The sequence below is a fragment of the Pseudarthrobacter sp. PvP090 genome (assembly GCF_040547365.1).
GTDB lineage: Bacteria > Actinomycetota > Actinomycetes > Actinomycetales > Micrococcaceae > Arthrobacter.
In genome coordinates this window covers 73562-90174 of the sequence record NZ_JBEPPO010000001.1, presented here as the reverse complement: position 1 = coordinate 90174, position 16613 = coordinate 73562, and the positions used below count along the sequence as shown (strand labels likewise).

14 protein-coding genes are annotated in these 16613 nt (G+C 67.5%); 10 read left to right on the top strand and 4 right to left on the bottom strand.

What is annotated here, in order from left to right:
* Window positions 1-4: 4 nt before the first annotated feature.
* The gene (locus ABIC21_RS00405; protein ID WP_354348484.1) at window positions 5-631 is read right to left on the bottom strand and encodes a hypothetical protein; all 627 of its coding nucleotides are present in this window, start codon (window positions 629-631) and stop codon (window positions 5-7) included.
* 98 nt (window positions 632-729) lie between these two features.
* Between ABIC21_RS00405 and ABIC21_RS00400 the strand changes: the two genes are divergently transcribed.
* From ABIC21_RS00400 to ABIC21_RS00370, 7 genes are all read left to right on the top strand, one after another.
* Window positions 730-1866: a GuaB3 family IMP dehydrogenase-related protein gene (locus ABIC21_RS00400; RefSeq protein ID WP_354348483.1), complete on the top strand. Its 1137-nt coding sequence runs from the start codon at window positions 730-732 to the stop codon at window positions 1864-1866.
* 74 nt (window positions 1867-1940) lie between these two features.
* A complete protein-coding gene (locus ABIC21_RS00395; protein WP_354348482.1) occupies window positions 1941-3692 on the top strand; it encodes a glycerol-3-phosphate dehydrogenase/oxidase in 1752 nt (583 codons plus the stop codon).
* 71 nt (window positions 3693-3763) lie between these two features.
* Window positions 3764-4252 carry a PTS sugar transporter subunit IIA gene (locus tag ABIC21_RS00390; protein WP_354348481.1) on the top strand — a complete coding sequence of 163 codons (489 nt, stop codon included), beginning with the start codon at window positions 3764-3766 and terminating at the stop codon, window positions 4250-4252.
* A gap of 57 nt (window positions 4253-4309) precedes the next feature.
* Entirely contained in the window at window positions 4310-5173 is an 864-nt protein-coding gene (locus tag ABIC21_RS00385) for an SURF1 family protein (RefSeq protein ID WP_354348480.1), read from the top strand.
* Window positions 5170-5682, top strand: coding sequence for a DUF3817 domain-containing protein (locus ABIC21_RS00380; protein WP_354348479.1), 513 nt, complete (start codon window positions 5170-5172; stop codon window positions 5680-5682). Before ABIC21_RS00385 ends, ABIC21_RS00380 begins: the two co-directional genes overlap by 4 nt.
* A 108-nt stretch (window positions 5683-5790) precedes the next feature.
* Window positions 5791-7380, top strand: a complete 1590-nt coding sequence (guaA, locus tag ABIC21_RS00375; RefSeq protein ID WP_354348478.1) for a glutamine-hydrolyzing GMP synthase — start codon at window positions 5791-5793, stop codon at window positions 7378-7380.
* A gap of 267 nt (window positions 7381-7647) precedes the next feature.
* Complete coding sequence (locus tag ABIC21_RS00370) at window positions 7648-11748, top strand: AAA family ATPase (RefSeq protein WP_354348477.1); 4101 nt, start codon at window positions 7648-7650, stop codon at window positions 11746-11748.
* Window positions 11749-11827: 79 nt separating this feature from the next.
* On the opposite strand, the gene ABIC21_RS00365 is transcribed toward ABIC21_RS00370, so the two are convergent.
* The 3 genes from ABIC21_RS00365 to ABIC21_RS00355 all read right to left on the bottom strand — a co-directional run bounded on the left by ABIC21_RS00365 (window position 11828) and on the right by ABIC21_RS00355 (window position 13802).
* A complete protein-coding gene (locus ABIC21_RS00365; RefSeq protein ID WP_354348476.1) occupies window positions 11828-12409 on the bottom strand; it encodes an RcpC/CpaB family pilus assembly protein in 582 nt (193 codons plus the stop codon).
* A 359-nt stretch (window positions 12410-12768) separates the two neighbouring features.
* On the bottom strand, window positions 12769-13020 hold the full coding sequence (locus tag ABIC21_RS00360) for an FmdB family zinc ribbon protein (protein WP_354348475.1): 252 nt from the start codon (window positions 13018-13020) through the stop codon (window positions 12769-12771).
* A 137-nt stretch (window positions 13021-13157) separates the two neighbouring features.
* Window positions 13158-13802: a 5-formyltetrahydrofolate cyclo-ligase gene (locus tag ABIC21_RS00355; RefSeq protein ID WP_354348474.1), complete on the bottom strand. Its 645-nt coding sequence runs from the start codon at window positions 13800-13802 to the stop codon at window positions 13158-13160.
* A 99-nt stretch (window positions 13803-13901) separates the two neighbouring features.
* On the opposite strand from ABIC21_RS00355, the gene galU reads away from it, so the two are divergent.
* The 3 genes from galU to ABIC21_RS00340 all read left to right on the top strand — a co-directional run bounded on the left by galU (window position 13902) and on the right by ABIC21_RS00340 (window position 16548).
* The gene (gene galU, locus ABIC21_RS00350; protein WP_354348473.1) at window positions 13902-14819 is read left to right on the top strand and encodes a UTP--glucose-1-phosphate uridylyltransferase GalU; all 918 of its coding nucleotides are present in this window, start codon (window positions 13902-13904) and stop codon (window positions 14817-14819) included.
* Between the two features lie 5 nt (window positions 14820-14824).
* Entirely contained in the window at window positions 14825-15445 is a 621-nt protein-coding gene (locus ABIC21_RS00345) for a GNAT family N-acetyltransferase (protein ID WP_354348472.1), read from the top strand.
* 116 nt (window positions 15446-15561) lie between these two features.
* Window positions 15562-16548, top strand: coding sequence for a hypothetical protein (locus ABIC21_RS00340; protein ID WP_354348471.1), 987 nt, complete (start codon window positions 15562-15564; stop codon window positions 16546-16548).
* Window positions 16549-16613 lie beyond the last annotated feature (65 nt).

Here is a 16613-nt window from a genome sequence, read left to right as displayed (position 1 = left end):
CGGGTCAGGGCCGGAGGCCGCCGCTGCCTGCCTGCAGCACCGTGGTGCGGACCCGCGCGAGGCTGGGCTCCGGGGGGACGCTGCTGAAACCGAATCTGACGGCGGGCCGGATGTCGGACAGTTCGCCGGCATCCGCGCCGTCCCAGCCGACGCTCGCCGAGTCGATGCGGTGCAGGTCGGTCACGCCGTAGTACTCCCGCCGCCCGCCCTTCGCGGCGCCCGCGGTGCGGACCCCGGCGCTGAGCACGGCCGCGAGCGGGCTGACGGCGCGCAGCCAGTGCGGGTGCACGGCCACCGGCCGGGGGACCAGCCGCGCAAAAGATCCCAGCCGGGTCCGCGCGCCAACGGCGGCACGGATCCGCAGCGGGCCGGCATCCACCCGGAGCCCCTGCGCACCATACGATGCCGCGACGTCCAGCACCTGCAGCTCGTCAAAGTTGTAGACCGCAGCGATGAATTCGCCCACGTCAGCGGTCGGTGCCAGCAGGATCCGGTGGCCGGAGGGTAGCTCCACCATGGCGTCGGCGAAGGGCCCGAAGGGGGACTGCTGCCAGAGTCCCACGACCGCGCGCAGACCGGACCCCGTCCCGATCCCGGCGATATGGCCATCGAAAACCCAGCGTTTGCCCATGCCGCCAGCGTACCGGCCGCCGCGAACAGTCCGATGCGCCGGCCCGCCGCGGCGCGGGCCGTCGGCTGCACGCGCGTTCACTGGGATAACCTAGAGCAGTGACTTACGAGATTGAGATTGGCCGTGGCAAGCGTGGGCGTCGTGCCTACTCCCTGGATGACATTGCGATCGTCCCCAACCGACGTACGCGTGACCCCAAGGACGTGTCCGTCGCCTGGCAGATCGACGCCTACAAGTTCGACATGCCGGTCATCGCCGCTCCCATGGATTCGGCCATGTCTCCGGAAACCGTCATCGCCCTGGGCCGGCTCGGCGGGCTCGGCGTTCTCGACCTCGAGGGCCTCTGGACCCGGTATGAGGACCCGCAGGCCGTGCTGGACCAGATCGGTGCGCTTCAGGACGAGACCAACAGCCCCGCCGTCACCCGGCGTATGCAGGAGCTCTACCAGGCCCCGATCCAGCCGGAGCTGATCACCACCAGGCTCGCGGAGATCCGCGCCGCAGGCGTCACCGTCGCCGGTTCCCTCACCCCGCAGCGGACCCAGGAGCACTACAAGACCGTGGTGGCCGCCGGCGTCGATATCTTCGTGATCCGCGGGACCACCGTCTCGGCCGAGCACGTTTCGAAGGACCACGAACCGCTGAACCTGAAGCAGTTCATCTACGAACTCGACGTCCCGGTGATCGTCGGCGGCGCCGCGGGATACACCCCGGCCCTGCACCTCATGCGCACCGGTGCCGCCGGCGTGCTGGTCGGTTTCGGCGGCGGCGCCACGAGCACCACCCGCCGCGCCCTCGGCATCCACTCGCCTATGGCCTCCGCCATCTCCGACGTCGCCGCCGCCCGCCGCGACTACATGGATGAGTCCGGCGGACGCTACGTCCACGTGATCGCCGACGGCGGCATGGGATCCTCCGGCGACATCGTCAAGGCCATCGCCATGGGCGCCGACGCCGTCATGCTCGGCAGTGCCCTCGCCCGCGCCGACGAGGCCCCGGGCAAGGGCTGGCACTGGGGCCAGGAAGCTCACCACCTCGAACTTCCCCGCGGCGACAGGGTCAACGTCGGCACCGTCGGGCCGCTCGAGGAGGTCCTCTTCGGGCCCGGCCACCACACCAACGGGACGTCCAACCTGATCGGTGCGCTGCGCCGTTCGATGGCGACCACGGGCTATTCGGATCTGAAGGAATTCCAGCGCGTCGACGTCGTCGTATCGCCCTACGCCGGCAACTGACGGCCCCCTGCCCATCCGGCGAAGTTGGAAGTAGTGTGGTGCACTACGAGCTTTGATCCGGATGGAGGCGTGACATGAACAGTTTTCCCGGCGGTTCTCCCAAGGCCGGTGGTGCCCTTGGGCCTGCGGAACGCGAAGCTTCACTCGCGGTACTCAGGGGCACCACAGAACCCGGGAAGGAACTCGACATCCTGATCGTCGGCGGCGGCATCGTTGGCAGCGGCGCCGCCCTGGACGCAATCACGCGCGGCCTGAGCGTCGGCATCGTCGAGGCCAACGACTGGGCCGCGGGCACCTCCTCCCGATCCTCGAAGCTGATCCACGGCGGCCTGCGCTACCTCGAGATGCTCGATTTCGCCCTCGTCAAGGAGGCCCTGCACGAACGCGGGCTGATCCTCTCCGCGCTCGCCCCGCACCTGGCCCGGCCCGTTCCCTTTCTGTACCCGCTGACCAAGCCGTTCCTGGAGCGGCCCTACGTGGGCGCCGGCATTGCTTTGTACGACGCCATGTCCATTTCCACCGGCCAGCGCCGCGGCGTGCCGTTCCACAAGCACCTGAGCCGCCGGGGCACGCTGCGGGCAGCGCCCAGCCTCAAGGACGACGCGTTTGTCGGCTCCATCCGGTACTACGACGGCCAGGTCGACGACGCCAAATACTGCGCCAACCTCGTGCGCACCGCGGCCTACTACGGCGCCCACGCGGTGAACCAGATGTCCGTGGTCTCCTTCCTCCGCGAGGGCGAACGCGTGGTCGGTGCCAAGGTGGTCAACCACGAGGATGGCTCCTCGTTCAACATCAAAGCCAAGCAGGTTATTAACGCCACGGGGGTCTGGACCGACGAGACGCAGGCCATGGTGACCGACCGCGGGCAGCTCAAAGTCCGGGCTTCCAAGGGCATCCACCTCGTGGTCCCGCGGGACCGTTTCCAGTCAACCGTGGGACTGATCCTGCGGACCGAGAAATCCGTGCTGTTCGTCATCCCCTGGGGCCGGCACTGGATCATCGGCACCACCGACACCGACTGGCACCTCGACAAAGCCCACCCGGCGGCGTCCAGCAAGGACATCGACTACATCCTGGAACACGTGAACCGGGTCCTGAAACGCCCGCTCACCCGCGAAGACGTCGAAGGGGTCTACGCCGGGCTCCGCCCGCTGCTGGCCGGCGAAAATGACTCCACCGCAAAGCTTTCCCGCGAACACGTCGTGGCCCACCCTGTGCCCGGGCTCGTCGTTGTGGCCGGCGGCAAATGGACCACGTACCGGGTCATGGCCAAGGACGCCGTTGACGAGGCGACCCGCAGCATGGACGAACGCGTCCCGCCCAGCTGCACGGAGTCCATCCCGCTGCTGGGCGCCAGCGGATTCAAGGCCGCCTGGAACAAGCGGAACCGGATGGCGGAGGAAACCGGAGTCCACGTGGCGCGGATAGAGCACCTGCTCAACCGCTACGGTTCGATGGCCCCGGAGGTGCTGGCGCTGATCACCGAGAACCCGGAGTTGGGCGAGCCGCTGCCCGGCGCGGACGACTACCTCGCCGCGGAGGCGGTGTACGCCGCCACCCATGAGGGCGCCCGGCATGTGCAGGACGTGCTGACCCGCCGGACCAGGATTTCCATTGAGGCGTGGGACCGCGGTGTGTCCGCAGCGCCGGTAGTCGCTAAACTGATGGGAGATGTCCTCGGCTGGAGCGATGCGCAGCGTGAGGGCGAGATCAAGCACTACCTGGCCAGGGTCGACGCCGAACGGCTCAGCCAGGAGCAGCCGGACGACGAATCCGCTGACGCAGCACGCATGGGCGTCGAGGACATCGTTCCGCTGCGTTGACTGGCAGCGTCCGCCGGCAGCCTCGACCCGAGACTGCCGGCGCCTTGACGCCCACTTCGAAGGGACATCTCTTGGCGGAACCATTGGACCGGTATGACGCCGAGCTCACCACCCCTGAAATGGTGATCCTCGAGATGGACGCCTCCGACAAGTTCGACGCTGCCAGCCAATTGGCGGAACGGATGCATGCCGCCGGACGCATTTCGGATCTTGAGGGCTTCCTCAAGCACGTCAACGCCCGGGAACACCAGATGGCAACGGGACTGCCAGGCGGCATCGGCCTGCCGCATGCCCGCAGCGAGTTCGTGTCCCGGACCTCCATCGCGGTCGGCATCACAAAATACGGCAAGGCGCTCGACTTCGGCGCCGCCGACGGGCCCGCGACGGTTGTCCTCCTGATCGCGACCCCGGCCAGCTCCTTCTCCGAGCACCTCGAAGTGCTGGCAACCATTGCCCGGTCATTGTCGAAGGAGTCGTTCCGCGAATCGCTCCGCCGGGCCTACGACCCCGAAGTGATCGCGGAACTCATCAACTCCAGCCTGGTCTTCTTCGACCACTAAACGCTCGTCCCACATCCCGTTTCGTTGTTCTACACACCAACGAAGTACGGTTAAGGGGTGCTGAAAACTGCCCTCAAACCCCGCTGGATCGCAGGACTGGTGTTCGCGATCGTCGTGTCAGGGGTGTTTGTGCTGCTCAGCCAGTGGCAGTTCGGCCGCTCGACCCAGCCCGAGGTGACGGTCGCCGCCACTACCGAGGAACCCAAATCCCTGATCACGGTGCTCCAGCCCGGGGATTTCTTTCCCGGATCGGTTGCCGACCAGATTGTCACCGCCACCGGCAGCTACGATCCGCAGAAGCAGGTCCTCGTCCCGGGCCGCCTGAACGGCGGGGCGACGGGCTATTGGATTATTGCGGCCCTGGCCGTGAACGACGCCCCCGCCCTGACCGGAGCCGGCGCTTCGCCGCAGACCTGGATCCCGGTGGCCCGCGGCTGGGTTGCCGACCCCGCGGACGCCCCCGCGCCGCCGTCGGGCACCATTGAACTCACCGGACGGCTCCTGCCCTCCGAAGCCCCGCTGCCCGGGACCGACGCCGGACCCGGCCGGGCCAGCGCCGTCTCCGTCGCCGAGCTCATCAACATCTGGGAAGTCAGCAGCTACCCCGGCTTCGTCGCCGCGAGCTCCGAGGCCGCCGGCGGCAGCGACGTCAGCGCCGCCGCGTCCGGCGGCGAAGTCAGGCCGCTGAACATCGGGCCGCAGCCTCCCGCCGAAAAGGTCAACTGGCTGAACCTGTTCTACGCCGCGGAGTGGGTCGTGTTCGCCGGCTTCGCGCTGTTCATCTGGTGGCGCCTGGTGAAGGATGACTACCGCCGCGGACTCGAGGACGCCCTCGACGAGGAGCACGAAGCCGCAGCTCGGGACCACCCTGAACCGGACCCCACTGAACCGCACCCCACCGAAACGAAAGTGCAACCATGATCGAGCCCCAGCCGGCCGTCCAGCCGCAGCAGACCAACGCCACCGGAAGCGGGCGCGGCAAGAAGCGCCGCTTCGGCGGAACCGAGGCGCAGATCCGCTCGGCGTTGAAGTTCTACAAGGTGCTCGCGTACATGACCGGTGCCATGCTGCTCCTGCTCTGCGCCGAACTGGTCGCCCGGTACGCCTTCGGCCAGTACCTGTTCCTCGGCGGAACCAACGCCGTCACCGGTGAGCCTTTCGGTTTCGGATTCGCCGATGCCGAGCCCCCGGGCGTCGTCGGGGGCGTGAACCTGTCCGTCGCGGTGCTGATCGTGCACGGCTGGATGTACGTCGTGTACCTCATGTCCAACTTCCGGCTGTGGTCGCTCATGCGCTGGCCGTTCTCGAAGATGATCATCCTGGCGCTCGGCGGCGTCGTGCCCTTCCTGTCCTTCGTCGTGGAGAAGAAGTTCCACGCCGAAGTGGAGGCCGAACTCGCCGCGAACCCGCAGGCTCCGCAGCGCTACTGAGCGCCCGGCGTCGGGCACCATGTGAGTTCGCTTACCCGGCGGCCGTTCCCGGGCCGGTACCGTCTTCTCAATGTGCGGGCGGACGGCGCCGCAAAGTAGGCTAGTACGGTGACTACTCCCTCTGCATCCCAGACGTCCCACAAGCCCGTGCTGGTTGTTGACTACGGTGCCCAGTACGCGCAGCTGATCGCCCGCCGCGTCCGGGAAGCGAACGTGTATTCGGAAGTGGTTCCGCATACCTACAGCACCGAGCAGCTCCTGGCCAAGAACCCTGCCGCCATCATCCTCTCCGGCGGCCCCGCCAGTGTCTACGCCGAAGGCGCCCCGAGCGTCGGCGCAGACCTGTTCGAGGCCGGAGTGCCCGTCTTCGGCATCTGCTACGGCTTCCAGGCCATGGCGAACGCCCTCGGCGGCAAGGTCGCCCAGACCGGGCTCCGCGAGTACGGCGCCACCGAAACCACCACCATCGGTGAGGGCCGGTCCATCCTGGCGGGCATGCCCCAGCACCAGAGCACCTGGATGAGCCACGGCGACTCCGTCCACGAGGCCCCCGAAGGCTTTGAGGTCCTGGCGACGACGGCGGGCGCCGAGGTGGCAGCCTTCGCCAACGAGGAGAAGTGCCTCTACGGCGTGCAGTGGCACCCGGAGGTAAAGCACTCGGCGTACGGCCAGCAGGTCCTTGAGAACTTCCTGTTCAAGGGCGCCAAGCTGGAACCGAACTGGACCGCAGGCAACATCCTTGAAGAACAGGTTGACCGGATCCGCGAACAGATCGGCGACGCCCGGGTCATCTGCGGCCTGTCCGGCGGCGTTGACTCCGCCGTCGCCGCCGCCCTGGTGCAGCGCGCCGTCGGCGACCAGCTGACCTGTGTGTTCGTGGACCACGGACTGCTGCGCGAAGGCGAGGCCGAACAGGTCGAACGCGACTTCGTGGCCGCCACCGGCGTCAAGCTCTACGTTGCCAACGAGCAGGAGCGCTTCCAGGCGGCCCTGGCAGGCGTCAGCGACCCGGAGACCAAGCGCAAGATCATCGGCCGCGAATTCATCCGCGCCTTCGAGGAAGCCGAGCTGGCGATCATCGCCGAGGCGGCCGCGCACGGCGAGAAAATCAAGTTCCTCGTGCAGGGGACCCTGTACCCCGACGTCGTCGAGTCCGGCGGCGGTGAAGGTGCAGCGAACATCAAGAGCCACCACAACGTGGGCGGACTGCCGGAAGACCTGCAGTTCGAACTCGTCGAACCGCTGCGGGCCCTGTTCAAGGACGAGGTCCGCGCCGTCGGCGCCCAGCTGGGCCTGCCGCAGGAAATTGTGGGGCGCCAGCCATTCCCGGGCCCCGGTCTCGGCATCCGGATCGTCGGTGAAGTCACCAAGGAGCGGCTGGACCTGCTGCGCAAGGCAGACGCCATCGCGCGGGCTGAACTGACAGCTGCCGGACTGGACAACGAGGTCTGGCAGATGCCGGTCGTCCTGCTGGCCGATGTCCGGAGCGTCGGCGTCCAGGGCGATGGCCGCACCTACGGCCACCCGATCGTTTTGCGCCCTGTCTCCTCCGAAGACGCCATGACGGCTGACTGGTCGCGCCTGCCCTACGATCTGCTGGCCAGGATCTCCAACCGCATCACCAACGAGGTGGACGGCGTGAACCGTGTCGTGCTCGACGTGACCAGCAAGCCGCCGGGAACGATTGAGTGGGAATAGCCTGGTAACGGGCTCGCGGAATGGCCGGACTCCAGGGAGACCGGCCATTCCCGTCTGTCCCTGCCGGCCGGATTGCGGTGGCAACCTTTTGGCGGGACATCGCCAGCCGGCCAATTCGGGCGGAATTTATGCCCTGCCAGTGTTGCGGAGCCTCACCGGCGCCGGATTCGGGCTACCCTCGAAAGCATGCCGGTATGGTCCAGGACGTCCCGCGCGAGCACGGAAAACGTGACCCCAGTAATCGCGAGCACAGAAAAGAAGGCAGCAGTGTCAGTTGGTCAAGGCCACCCCGAGGGCTCCGAGGAGCTCAGGAAATGGCTGTCGGGGCTCAAACCCGTCACTGGTGCAGACACCATGCTGCGCTTCACCAAGACGCCTGAGGGTTCCATCGACCTGACCCACGCGCATCCGTCCGGACTGGCGCAGTTGATGGCTGGCCGGCGCACCCGGCTGTCCACACTGATCCGTGACCACCAGCAGTTCGTCGTCGCCGCGCGGGCGTCCCGCAATCTGCGGTCCAAGATCTTCGAACTCGCGAATGACCGCGGCATAGATGCAGGGTACTTCTCGGCGGGAACGGTCGTCTGGACTTCCGCCGTCGGAGGCAAACCCCAGCGCGTGTCGGCACCGGTGATGCTGGCATCCATCTCCCTCACCATGCGTCCGGGCGAGGACGATTACGAACTGCAGCTGACGGAGCAGGCCAAGATCAACCCCGCCCTGATCCGGCACCTGAAGACCGTCCACGGGATCGTCTTCGATGTCAACGCCGTCACCCGCATGGCCTACAGCACTGCCCGGTTTGATCCCCAGCCGGTCCTGGACCGGCTGGGCACGCTCATCCAGCCCATCCATGGCGCCGAGGTTGAGCACAACCTCCTGGTCTCCACCTTCGCGGACCTGTCCGGGAGCCTCGATGATCCGTGGATCAACGAGAACCACCTCCTTGTGTCGGCGCTGGGGCGCGCCGCGGCCGGCGAGGCGGTGGAGGTTCCCGAACTTAAGGCCGGGCGCTTCCCGAGCACCGACGAGCGGGATCCCGCAGACGAACTGCTGCTGCTCGACGCCGACACCGACCAGCAGTATGTCGTCGATGCCGTCCGGGCCGGGGACTCGCTCGTGGTCAGCAGCCCGCCCGGCACCGGCCAGACGCAGACAGCCATCAACACCATCGGTGCCCTCGTGGATCAGGGCAAGACTGTCCTGGTGGTGGGGGACCGGCGCGCCAGCCTTGGCGAGATCTCGGCAGAGCTGGACACCCTGGGCGTGGACTCCACCCTGTTCCAGCTCGCCGGGAACACCACCCCGCTGCAGTTGAAGGGCCAACTGGTGCGGGCCATCATGCGCAACGAAAAATCCCTTGAGCCCCAGCTCAGCAACCTGCACACCACCCTGACAGAGCACCGCCACGCCCTCCGGGACCACGTCGCCTCCCTGCACAACGTGCGCCAACGCTGGGGCTGCTCGCCCTACGAAGCCATGCAGTCGCTGGCCGAGCTGACCTCCATCCAGCCGGCTCCGGCCACCACCGTCCGGCTCAAGCGCAGCGTGCTGGACAACATCCGCGACCGCGAGGAACTGGCAGGGCGGCTCCACCGGGCCGCCGAACTGGGCAGCTTCAGCAGGGCCTCGACGACAAGCCCCTGGCACGGCGCCCGCCTCCTGACCCGCAAGGAAACCCAGGAAGCCCAGCATGTGGCCCGCTCGGTGGCCGGAAAGCTGCCAAAGCTGCGCGACCTGATGGACGGCGTCGCCGATCACGCCGAAATCCGCCTTGGCCGCACTTTTGCCGATTGGGGGGACCAGATTGAGCTTCTGGTCGCGGTCCGTGAGAGCCTCGACAAATTCACCCCGGACATCTTCGACCGCCCGGTCAATGACCTCATCTCCGCCACTGCAGCCTCATCCTGGCGGCGCGAACGGAACATTGAGATGCCATCCATGCAGCGCTCGCGCCTGCGCCGGGTGGCGAAGGAATATGTCCGCCCGGGCGTCCACATTGCGGACCTGCACAACTCCCTGGTCCTCGTCCAGGAGCAGCGCGCCGAGTGGTCCGGCTACGCCACGACTCAGCGCCATCCGGCGGTCCCTTCCGGCCTCGGGGAGATCATCGCCCTGTACCGCGAGCTGGAAGCGGAACTGGCCGAGCTGGGACAGGCCGTCGCTCACACCGCCGCGGGCGGCGAATTGCATGCCGCGCCCTACGAGGAACTCATGGAGCGGCTGGAACGGCTGGTTGCCGACACCGGAACGCTCGAGACGCTGCCGGAGCGGACACTTCTGGTCGAGAACATGCGCGAACACGGTCTCGGCGAACTGCTCGCCGACCTTGCCGAACGTGAAGTGCCGGCCGGATCGGTTGCTGCGGAGCTCGAGCTCGCTTGGTGGCAGTCGGCGCTGGAGGCCATGATCAGCGGAGACGATTATTTGGCCATGTCCGACGGCGACGCCCTGCGCCAGCTCGAGGCCGAGTACCGTCTCGCGGACAACGCCCACATCGCCAGCGGCGCGGCCCGGCTGCGCTGGCAGCTGGCCGAACGCTGGCGGGCTGCCATTGCGGAGCACCCGCGCCAGGCGGAGCTGCTGCGCAGCCTGCTCAAGGACGGCAGGGTCACCCTTTCAGCCCTGACCGGGCAGGCCGCTGAACTGCTGCCCATGCTGGTGCCGGTGTGGTCGGTGAGCCCCTATCTGCTGACGGCGGTCCTGCCCGTGGAGCAGAAGTTCGACGCCGTTGTGATCCTCGATGCCGAGGCGACGTCGCTGCAGGCTGTCCTGCCGGCCATCGCCCGAGCCAAACAGGTGATCGCCTTCGGTGACGACCGGATCGCCAGTCCGCGGACCTTCACCGTCGGTGTGGAGCGGCTTGCCGCCGGCGAGAGCTCCCATCAGGGTGTCGAAAGCGCTTACCGGGCCCTGTCCACTGTTTTGCCCACTTGGAACCTGCGCACGGTCTACCGCGCCGTCGATGAAGACCTCGTGCGTCAACTGAGCAAGGGCTTTTACGACGGCGGACTGCGCCGTTTGCCGGAAGGCCAGTCCGCCACCGGGCTGGACCGCGCGCTGACGGTGGAATACCTGCCGGACGGAACGGGACTGCCCAGCGCGGACCAGGACGGCGTGGAATCCGTCGTGGCCGAGGTCAACCGCGCGGTGGAGCTTGTCTTCGAACACGCCCGGCTGCGGCCGCGGACGTCGCTGGCTGTCGTTACCGGCAGCCTCCGGCACGCAGCCCGGATCGGCGAGTCCATCCGGTTGCAGCTGCCCAACTACCCGCTGCTGGCCAGTTTCTTCACCGCCGGCGACGAGTCCTTCCGGGTGGTGGACCTGGAACGCGCCCAGGGTCTGGTCCGCGATCACGTGATCTTCTCACCGGGGTATGGGCGCACGCCGCACGGGCGGGCTCTCCACAGCTTGGGCCCGCTGTCCCTGGACGGCGGACGGGCCAAGTTCGCCCTCGCCATGACGCGCGCGCGGCGGTCGCTGCACGTACTGAGCTGCTTCCGACCCGAAGACCTCGACGTGACCCGGCTGAGCCACGGTGCCGTCGACTTCTACGAGCTGCTGGACCGCGAAATTGCGGGCAATTCCGATCTCGGCAGCCCGGCATCGAGGGCGGCCGCCAGCGAACAGGCCCTGGGAGCGGACCCCCTGGTCGCTGACCTCGGCGACCGCCTGCGGGCTCGGGGTGCCCGGGTCTGGCACCAGTATGATGGCGCCCTGAACATGGTGGCCGCTGCCGACCCGTTGAGCACCCTCGGGCAGGACGACGCTGAGATTCCCCGGCCCGTGGCAATTGAGTCCGACGGCACCGAGCAATACCGCCGGCTGACCGTCCGCGAACGCAGCAGGCTCCGCCCGCAGCTCCTGGAACGGCTCGGCTGGCGCTACATGCCACTATGGACCATAGAGGTTTTCACCGATCCGTCGGCCTGCGCCGACCGCATCGGCGGATATCTCGGACTGGAAAAGCCGGCGGTGACGCACCGGAAACGGACCTCGCCAGGGTTCTTCGACGACGACGTCGAGAACCTTGCCGTCAGCGAAGCGCAGGCCTCGGAGCGGCGGACCCCGGCCGGACGGCCGGACAGTGCGCAGGAGCACAGAACAGATCAGGGTATTAAGGAGGGCAGTGGCATGACTGCGAACGGCGATAGCCAGAACCACGGCGACAGCCAAGAGGGTCGCGATATCCGGACCAGCGACGAAGGCCGGGACAACGGGACCGAACAACCCGAAGCGGCGACCGTCGCGGCCGGCGTGCTGCCGAACAAAGCTGCCGAAGACGATCCGAGGCGCTGGGGCGACGAGCCGGGCGGCTACGACCACGACTCCTGGCTCCAAGAACAAAAGCCGCCGCACTGGGGCTAGGACCCTTCTCGGCCCGGACCGCTCGGGAGTGGGCTTCCGGCAGAGCCCCTGCCGGGACAGCGCCGGCCGGCAGGGCCGGCTAGCCATGAACGCCCGCCACGAGGACAAAGAACAGCTTGCCTTGGGTGGATGCACCGGCGAGGCGACCCGCCTGATCGGCGTCGGCAGCCACGACCAGGAGGCCGTCGGAGTCCCCAGTTGCCAGCCATTGGCCGGCCCCGCTGCCGTGCTCGGAGGTCCACAGCACCGGCACCGCGGCGGCCAGCACTTGGGATGCTGCCGGCTGGTCGAAGCCGTTGCCGGTTGTCATGACGACATTCACAAGTTGGCCGGGGGAAAGCAATTGGATCGAGGCGGGATCCGCCATGCGCAGCGGCACAGCGGCAGATCCCGGAGGACTGCCAGCCAGGAGGCCGGGGCCAAGGAGCTGCGCATCAGAGAGCAGCTGACCCTTGCGCAGGGCCACCGCCAACTGCTTCCCCGCGAGGGAATCTGTGCTGCCGAAGCTGCCGGCGGGCACCAGGGCGCGCGGGACGCTCAAAGCTACCAGATCGTCCGGGGCCAGTGTCTCCCCGGCCGGGAGGTCCCTTGACGCGGCCAGGGCGGAGACCGTGAAGGCCGGAGCGGGGGTTAGCTGTTGAACGGTGAGACCGGCAGCCACGCAGAGCAGTAGCGCCACCGCCAGCCGGCGGTTGCGGACCAGCCACCGGACCAGCCGCCTACGGGGAGGCTGCCCAGCGGGCCTTGGCCGGCGCGGACGGCTTGGGGTGATCGGCCGGCCGGAGCGGCGCCCGGGGGAGCTGCCCCTTCGGAGAATTGGTAAGGGGCGCAACACGCCGCGGAATATGACCCCAGCGCCCGCCTCAGGGTAGGCGGCTAGGGGAAGGACGGGGCGGGCGAGGATGGCCATGGCCCGACACTACGCATCGGCGTGGAAGCCGGGCAGGCGGGCTTTGGGCTATGTGGATAAAACAGCCCGGGCGGCATCGGAGCGGGCGGGGCCGCAGCCCCGGACAGTTCCTAGCTTGCGGAAGCGGCGGCAGGCGCCGGAGTGGGGGCCGGGGCCGGGGCCGGCGAGACAGTGCCGCCCTTGGCGTCGCGGGAGTCGGTCCGGTAGAAGCCGGAACCTTTGAAGACGACGCCAACGCTGTTGAACTTCTTGCGAAGGGTCCCCTGGCACTCAGGGCAGGACGTGAGGGTGCTGTCGGTAAACGACTGCACTATCTCGAAGGCGTGGCTGCAGTCCTTGCAGGCGTAGGCATACGTGGGCACTGGAAATCCTCCTCTGGGACATACGAGCAGGTCCCGTGCTGTCCGGCGCGGATCACAGCCGACATCTCCGTCGACACCATCCGCCCCTTAGCAGTCGCAGGGCCTGAGTGCTAATTCTATCACCCTGCCGCGAGGCCCTACGTGCCCGATCGCTGCAATGAAAGCAGGCCCGTCGGAGTCAGGGCGGCGGCCACCTTCCGGTCGAAGGGCTCTGCGGGGATGCTGCCGGCAGGCAGGACCTCGCCGTCGTACACGACGGCGATGGTCGGCACGGGTGGGAACAGCCCGCCGTCGGACGTCGAGGACCCAGCGGGGAGGAGGGCCGCCACCGCCGCCAGGAACTTGTCGTAGTAGCCGCCGCCCTGCCCGATCCGGTTGCCGGTGAAGTCGACGGCGGTGGCCGGCAGGAAGATGCCGTCTGTCTGCCGCATGACGGTTGTGTCATGGCGGTCGCCGACCGGTTCCTGGATCGGCGCGTAGCGGCTCCGGGCGGATTCGGAACCCGGCGTCCAGTACACCCAGGTCAGCGCCAGTCCAGGCTCGCAGACCGGAAGCAGGATTTGGTGCCCTGCCGCATGCAACACTGTCAGCAAGGGAAGGGTCGGCGGCTCGGAACCCACTCCAAGGTAGGCGGCGAAGGTGCCGGGGCTGCCACCGGTCAGTGCGGCAGCCCACGCCAGTCCCTGTCGGGCAATGCCCTTCCCCGCGTCCTCCAGTCCGGCCGGCGTCAGTACCGCACGCCTGGCACGGTGGCCGGCCCGGATCTCTTCTTTCGTCGCCATGCGGCCTTGTCCCTCCCGCGTGATGCAGCCCGGGAAGCGGAGTTTCTCTGGCGTCACGAACGATTACCCAATGTTTGGTCCCTCCGTTAGATTAGTCCAGTGACTACTCTCAATGCTCCCGTTCGCAAGGCCGTCATCCCCGCAGCCGGCCTCGGCACCAGGTTCCTTCCGGCCACCAAGGCCATGCCGAAGGAAATGCTTCCTGTCGTCGACAAGCCAGCCATTCAGTACGTTGTGGAGGAAGCCGTCAACGTCGGCTTGAGCGACATCCTGATGATCACGGGCCGTAACAAGCGTGCCCTCGAAGACCACTTTGACCGCGTCCCTGCGCTGGAAGCCACCCTCGAGGCCAAGGGCGACACCGCCAAGCTCGCGTCCATTCAGGCCGCCAGCAACCTCGGTGACATCCACTACGTCCGCCAAGGCGATCCGATGGGCCTGGGTCACGCCGTCCTCCGCGCAAAGCAGCACGTGGGATACGAACCCTTCGCTGTGCTGCTCGGCGATGACCTGATCGACGCCCGCGATGAACTTCTCAGCACCATGATTGAGGTTCAGGCGAAGACCGGCGGTTCCGTCGTCGCACTCATCGAGGTGGAACCCTCCCAGATCAGCGCCTACGGCTGCGCGGACGTTCAATCGATTCCGGGCGAGGACTATGTCCGCATCAACCAGCTTGTTGAGAAACCTGACGTTGAAGACGCCCCGTCCAACCTCGCCGTGATCGGCCGCTACGTCCTCCACCCGGCGGTCTTCGAGGTCCTGGAGCGCACTGCGCCCGGCCGCGGCGGAGAAATCCAGCTGACCGACGCGCTCCAGGAGCTCGCAGCTGGCAACGGCGAAGGCTACGGCGTTTACGGCGTTGTGTTCCGGGGCCGCCGCTACGACACCGGGGACAAGCTCAGCTACCTCAAGGCCTGCGTGCAGCTCGCCTGCGACAGCGAAGACCTCGGCCCCGGCCTGCGGGAGTGGCTCCCCGACTTCGCTGCCAGCATCGCCCCCAGCCTGACCAAGTAACTCCCGTGGGGGGCAGCTTCCGCTGGCCGGTGACGCTTGAGAGCGGCGACCTTTTGTTGCGCCCGATCCGTTACCGGGACCGCAAGGAGTGGACTGCGGTCCGCTCCCGCAACAGCGAGTGGCTAGCCCCCTGGGAGGCGTCCAATCCTGTTCCCGGGGGTGGCCTTCCCGACTACCGCCAGATGGTGCGCTCCCTCAAGGCACAGGCCGCCCAGGCCGCGGCCCTGCCGTTTCTCATCACGGAGCGGACCCCGGGCTTCCGCGAGCCTGTCATTGTGGGACAGCTGACGGTTTCCTCCATTGTGTGGGGCTCGGCAATGATGGCCACACTCGGCTATTGGGTGGACCAGGATCGGGCCGGGCACGGCATCGCCCCGACCGCGGTGGCGTTGGTGACGGACTATTGCTTCCAGTCCCTTGGGCTGCATCGGATGGAAATCAACATCCGGCCCGAAAACGCTCCCAGTCTCCGGGTGGTTGAGAAGCTCGGATTCCGCGACGAGGGCTACCGGCCGCGGTTCCTGCACATCAACGGCGAATGGGCCGATCACCGGAGCTTCGCACTGACCTCCGACGAAGTCCCGGAGGGGCTCCTTTCGCGGTGGCAGGAGAGCCGCCCCGCTTAGTGGTCAGACCCTTCCTGACCAGCAATAACGTCATCAATCCAGTCAATTGACAGTTCCCTTGCGACACACCGGGGACAATGCGGGCCCGCACCCCGGATTGCTCATACGGTTTTGATGTGGACATCCCTCTTAGCAGCTCTGTGATCCTTGTCATTGCTGTTGCGCTCTGGATTGTGTGGGTTGCCCCCTACATACTCCGGAACGGACGCCACCAGCTGCAGCCTGCGGGCGAGCTTGTGGCGGACGTCATTGATCTCGAAACAGCAGCCCCGCAAGCCGGGAAGGTCATGAAGATGACGGCCCAGCAGGAGAAACCCATGACCAGCACCCAGCGCACCGAGCCCGTCCCGGGAACCGCCGGGCTCGACGGCGGCACCACGACTGCAGCCACCGGTCCGGCGTTCAGAATCCGCTATGGCCGGTTGGCTCTCGCCTTGGCCGGTCTGCTGTCGCTGCTCACCGGTGTTGTCTCGGCGGCGCTGCGCATCTTCGGCATTGGTTCCCCCTGGTTGCCGTTCGCCGGGTTGCTCGGTGCCGGCGCCGCGGTCTTTATGCTTCGCTGGCTCGCGGTCCGGGACCGCCGCCGAAAAATGAACGCCGCATTTCGCGCGGCCATGAGCGTACCGGCCCACGCCGCCGGGTCCGCCCCCGAACGAAACCCCCTGCGGGAACCGGCGGGAGAGCCCAGGGAACGGACCGAAAGCCCGCTTTTTGACGCCCAGGCCGTCGCCGCAGAATGCACGCCGGCACCGAAATCCCTCAACGCTCAGGAACTTCGCCAGGCGGCCCTGGCGGAAGCCGTGGCTTCGGGGGACACCTCCGTCCTTGGCACCATGGATGTCCCGACCCCTGAAGAATCCCGCTGGGAACCGGTGGAAGTCCCAAAACCCACTTATGTGGAAGCGCCGAAGGCCGAGCGAGCCGCCCCCAAGCCTCTCGACCTGCCGGAAGCCCCGAAGGCAGTCGGTAAGCCGTCGCTGAAGCAGGGCCACCCGCAGACGCCATCCGGCAGCCTCGGTGCGGACGCCGAGCAGAAGCCCCTGGGCAAGGCCCAGAGCGCCCTGAGCAACCTGGACGATGTCCTGCAGCGACGCCGGGCCTGAGCTCCATCCCTTTCCCGGCCCCGGGCGGCCAGCAATGGCCGCCCGGGGCTTTTTTGTGCCCGGCG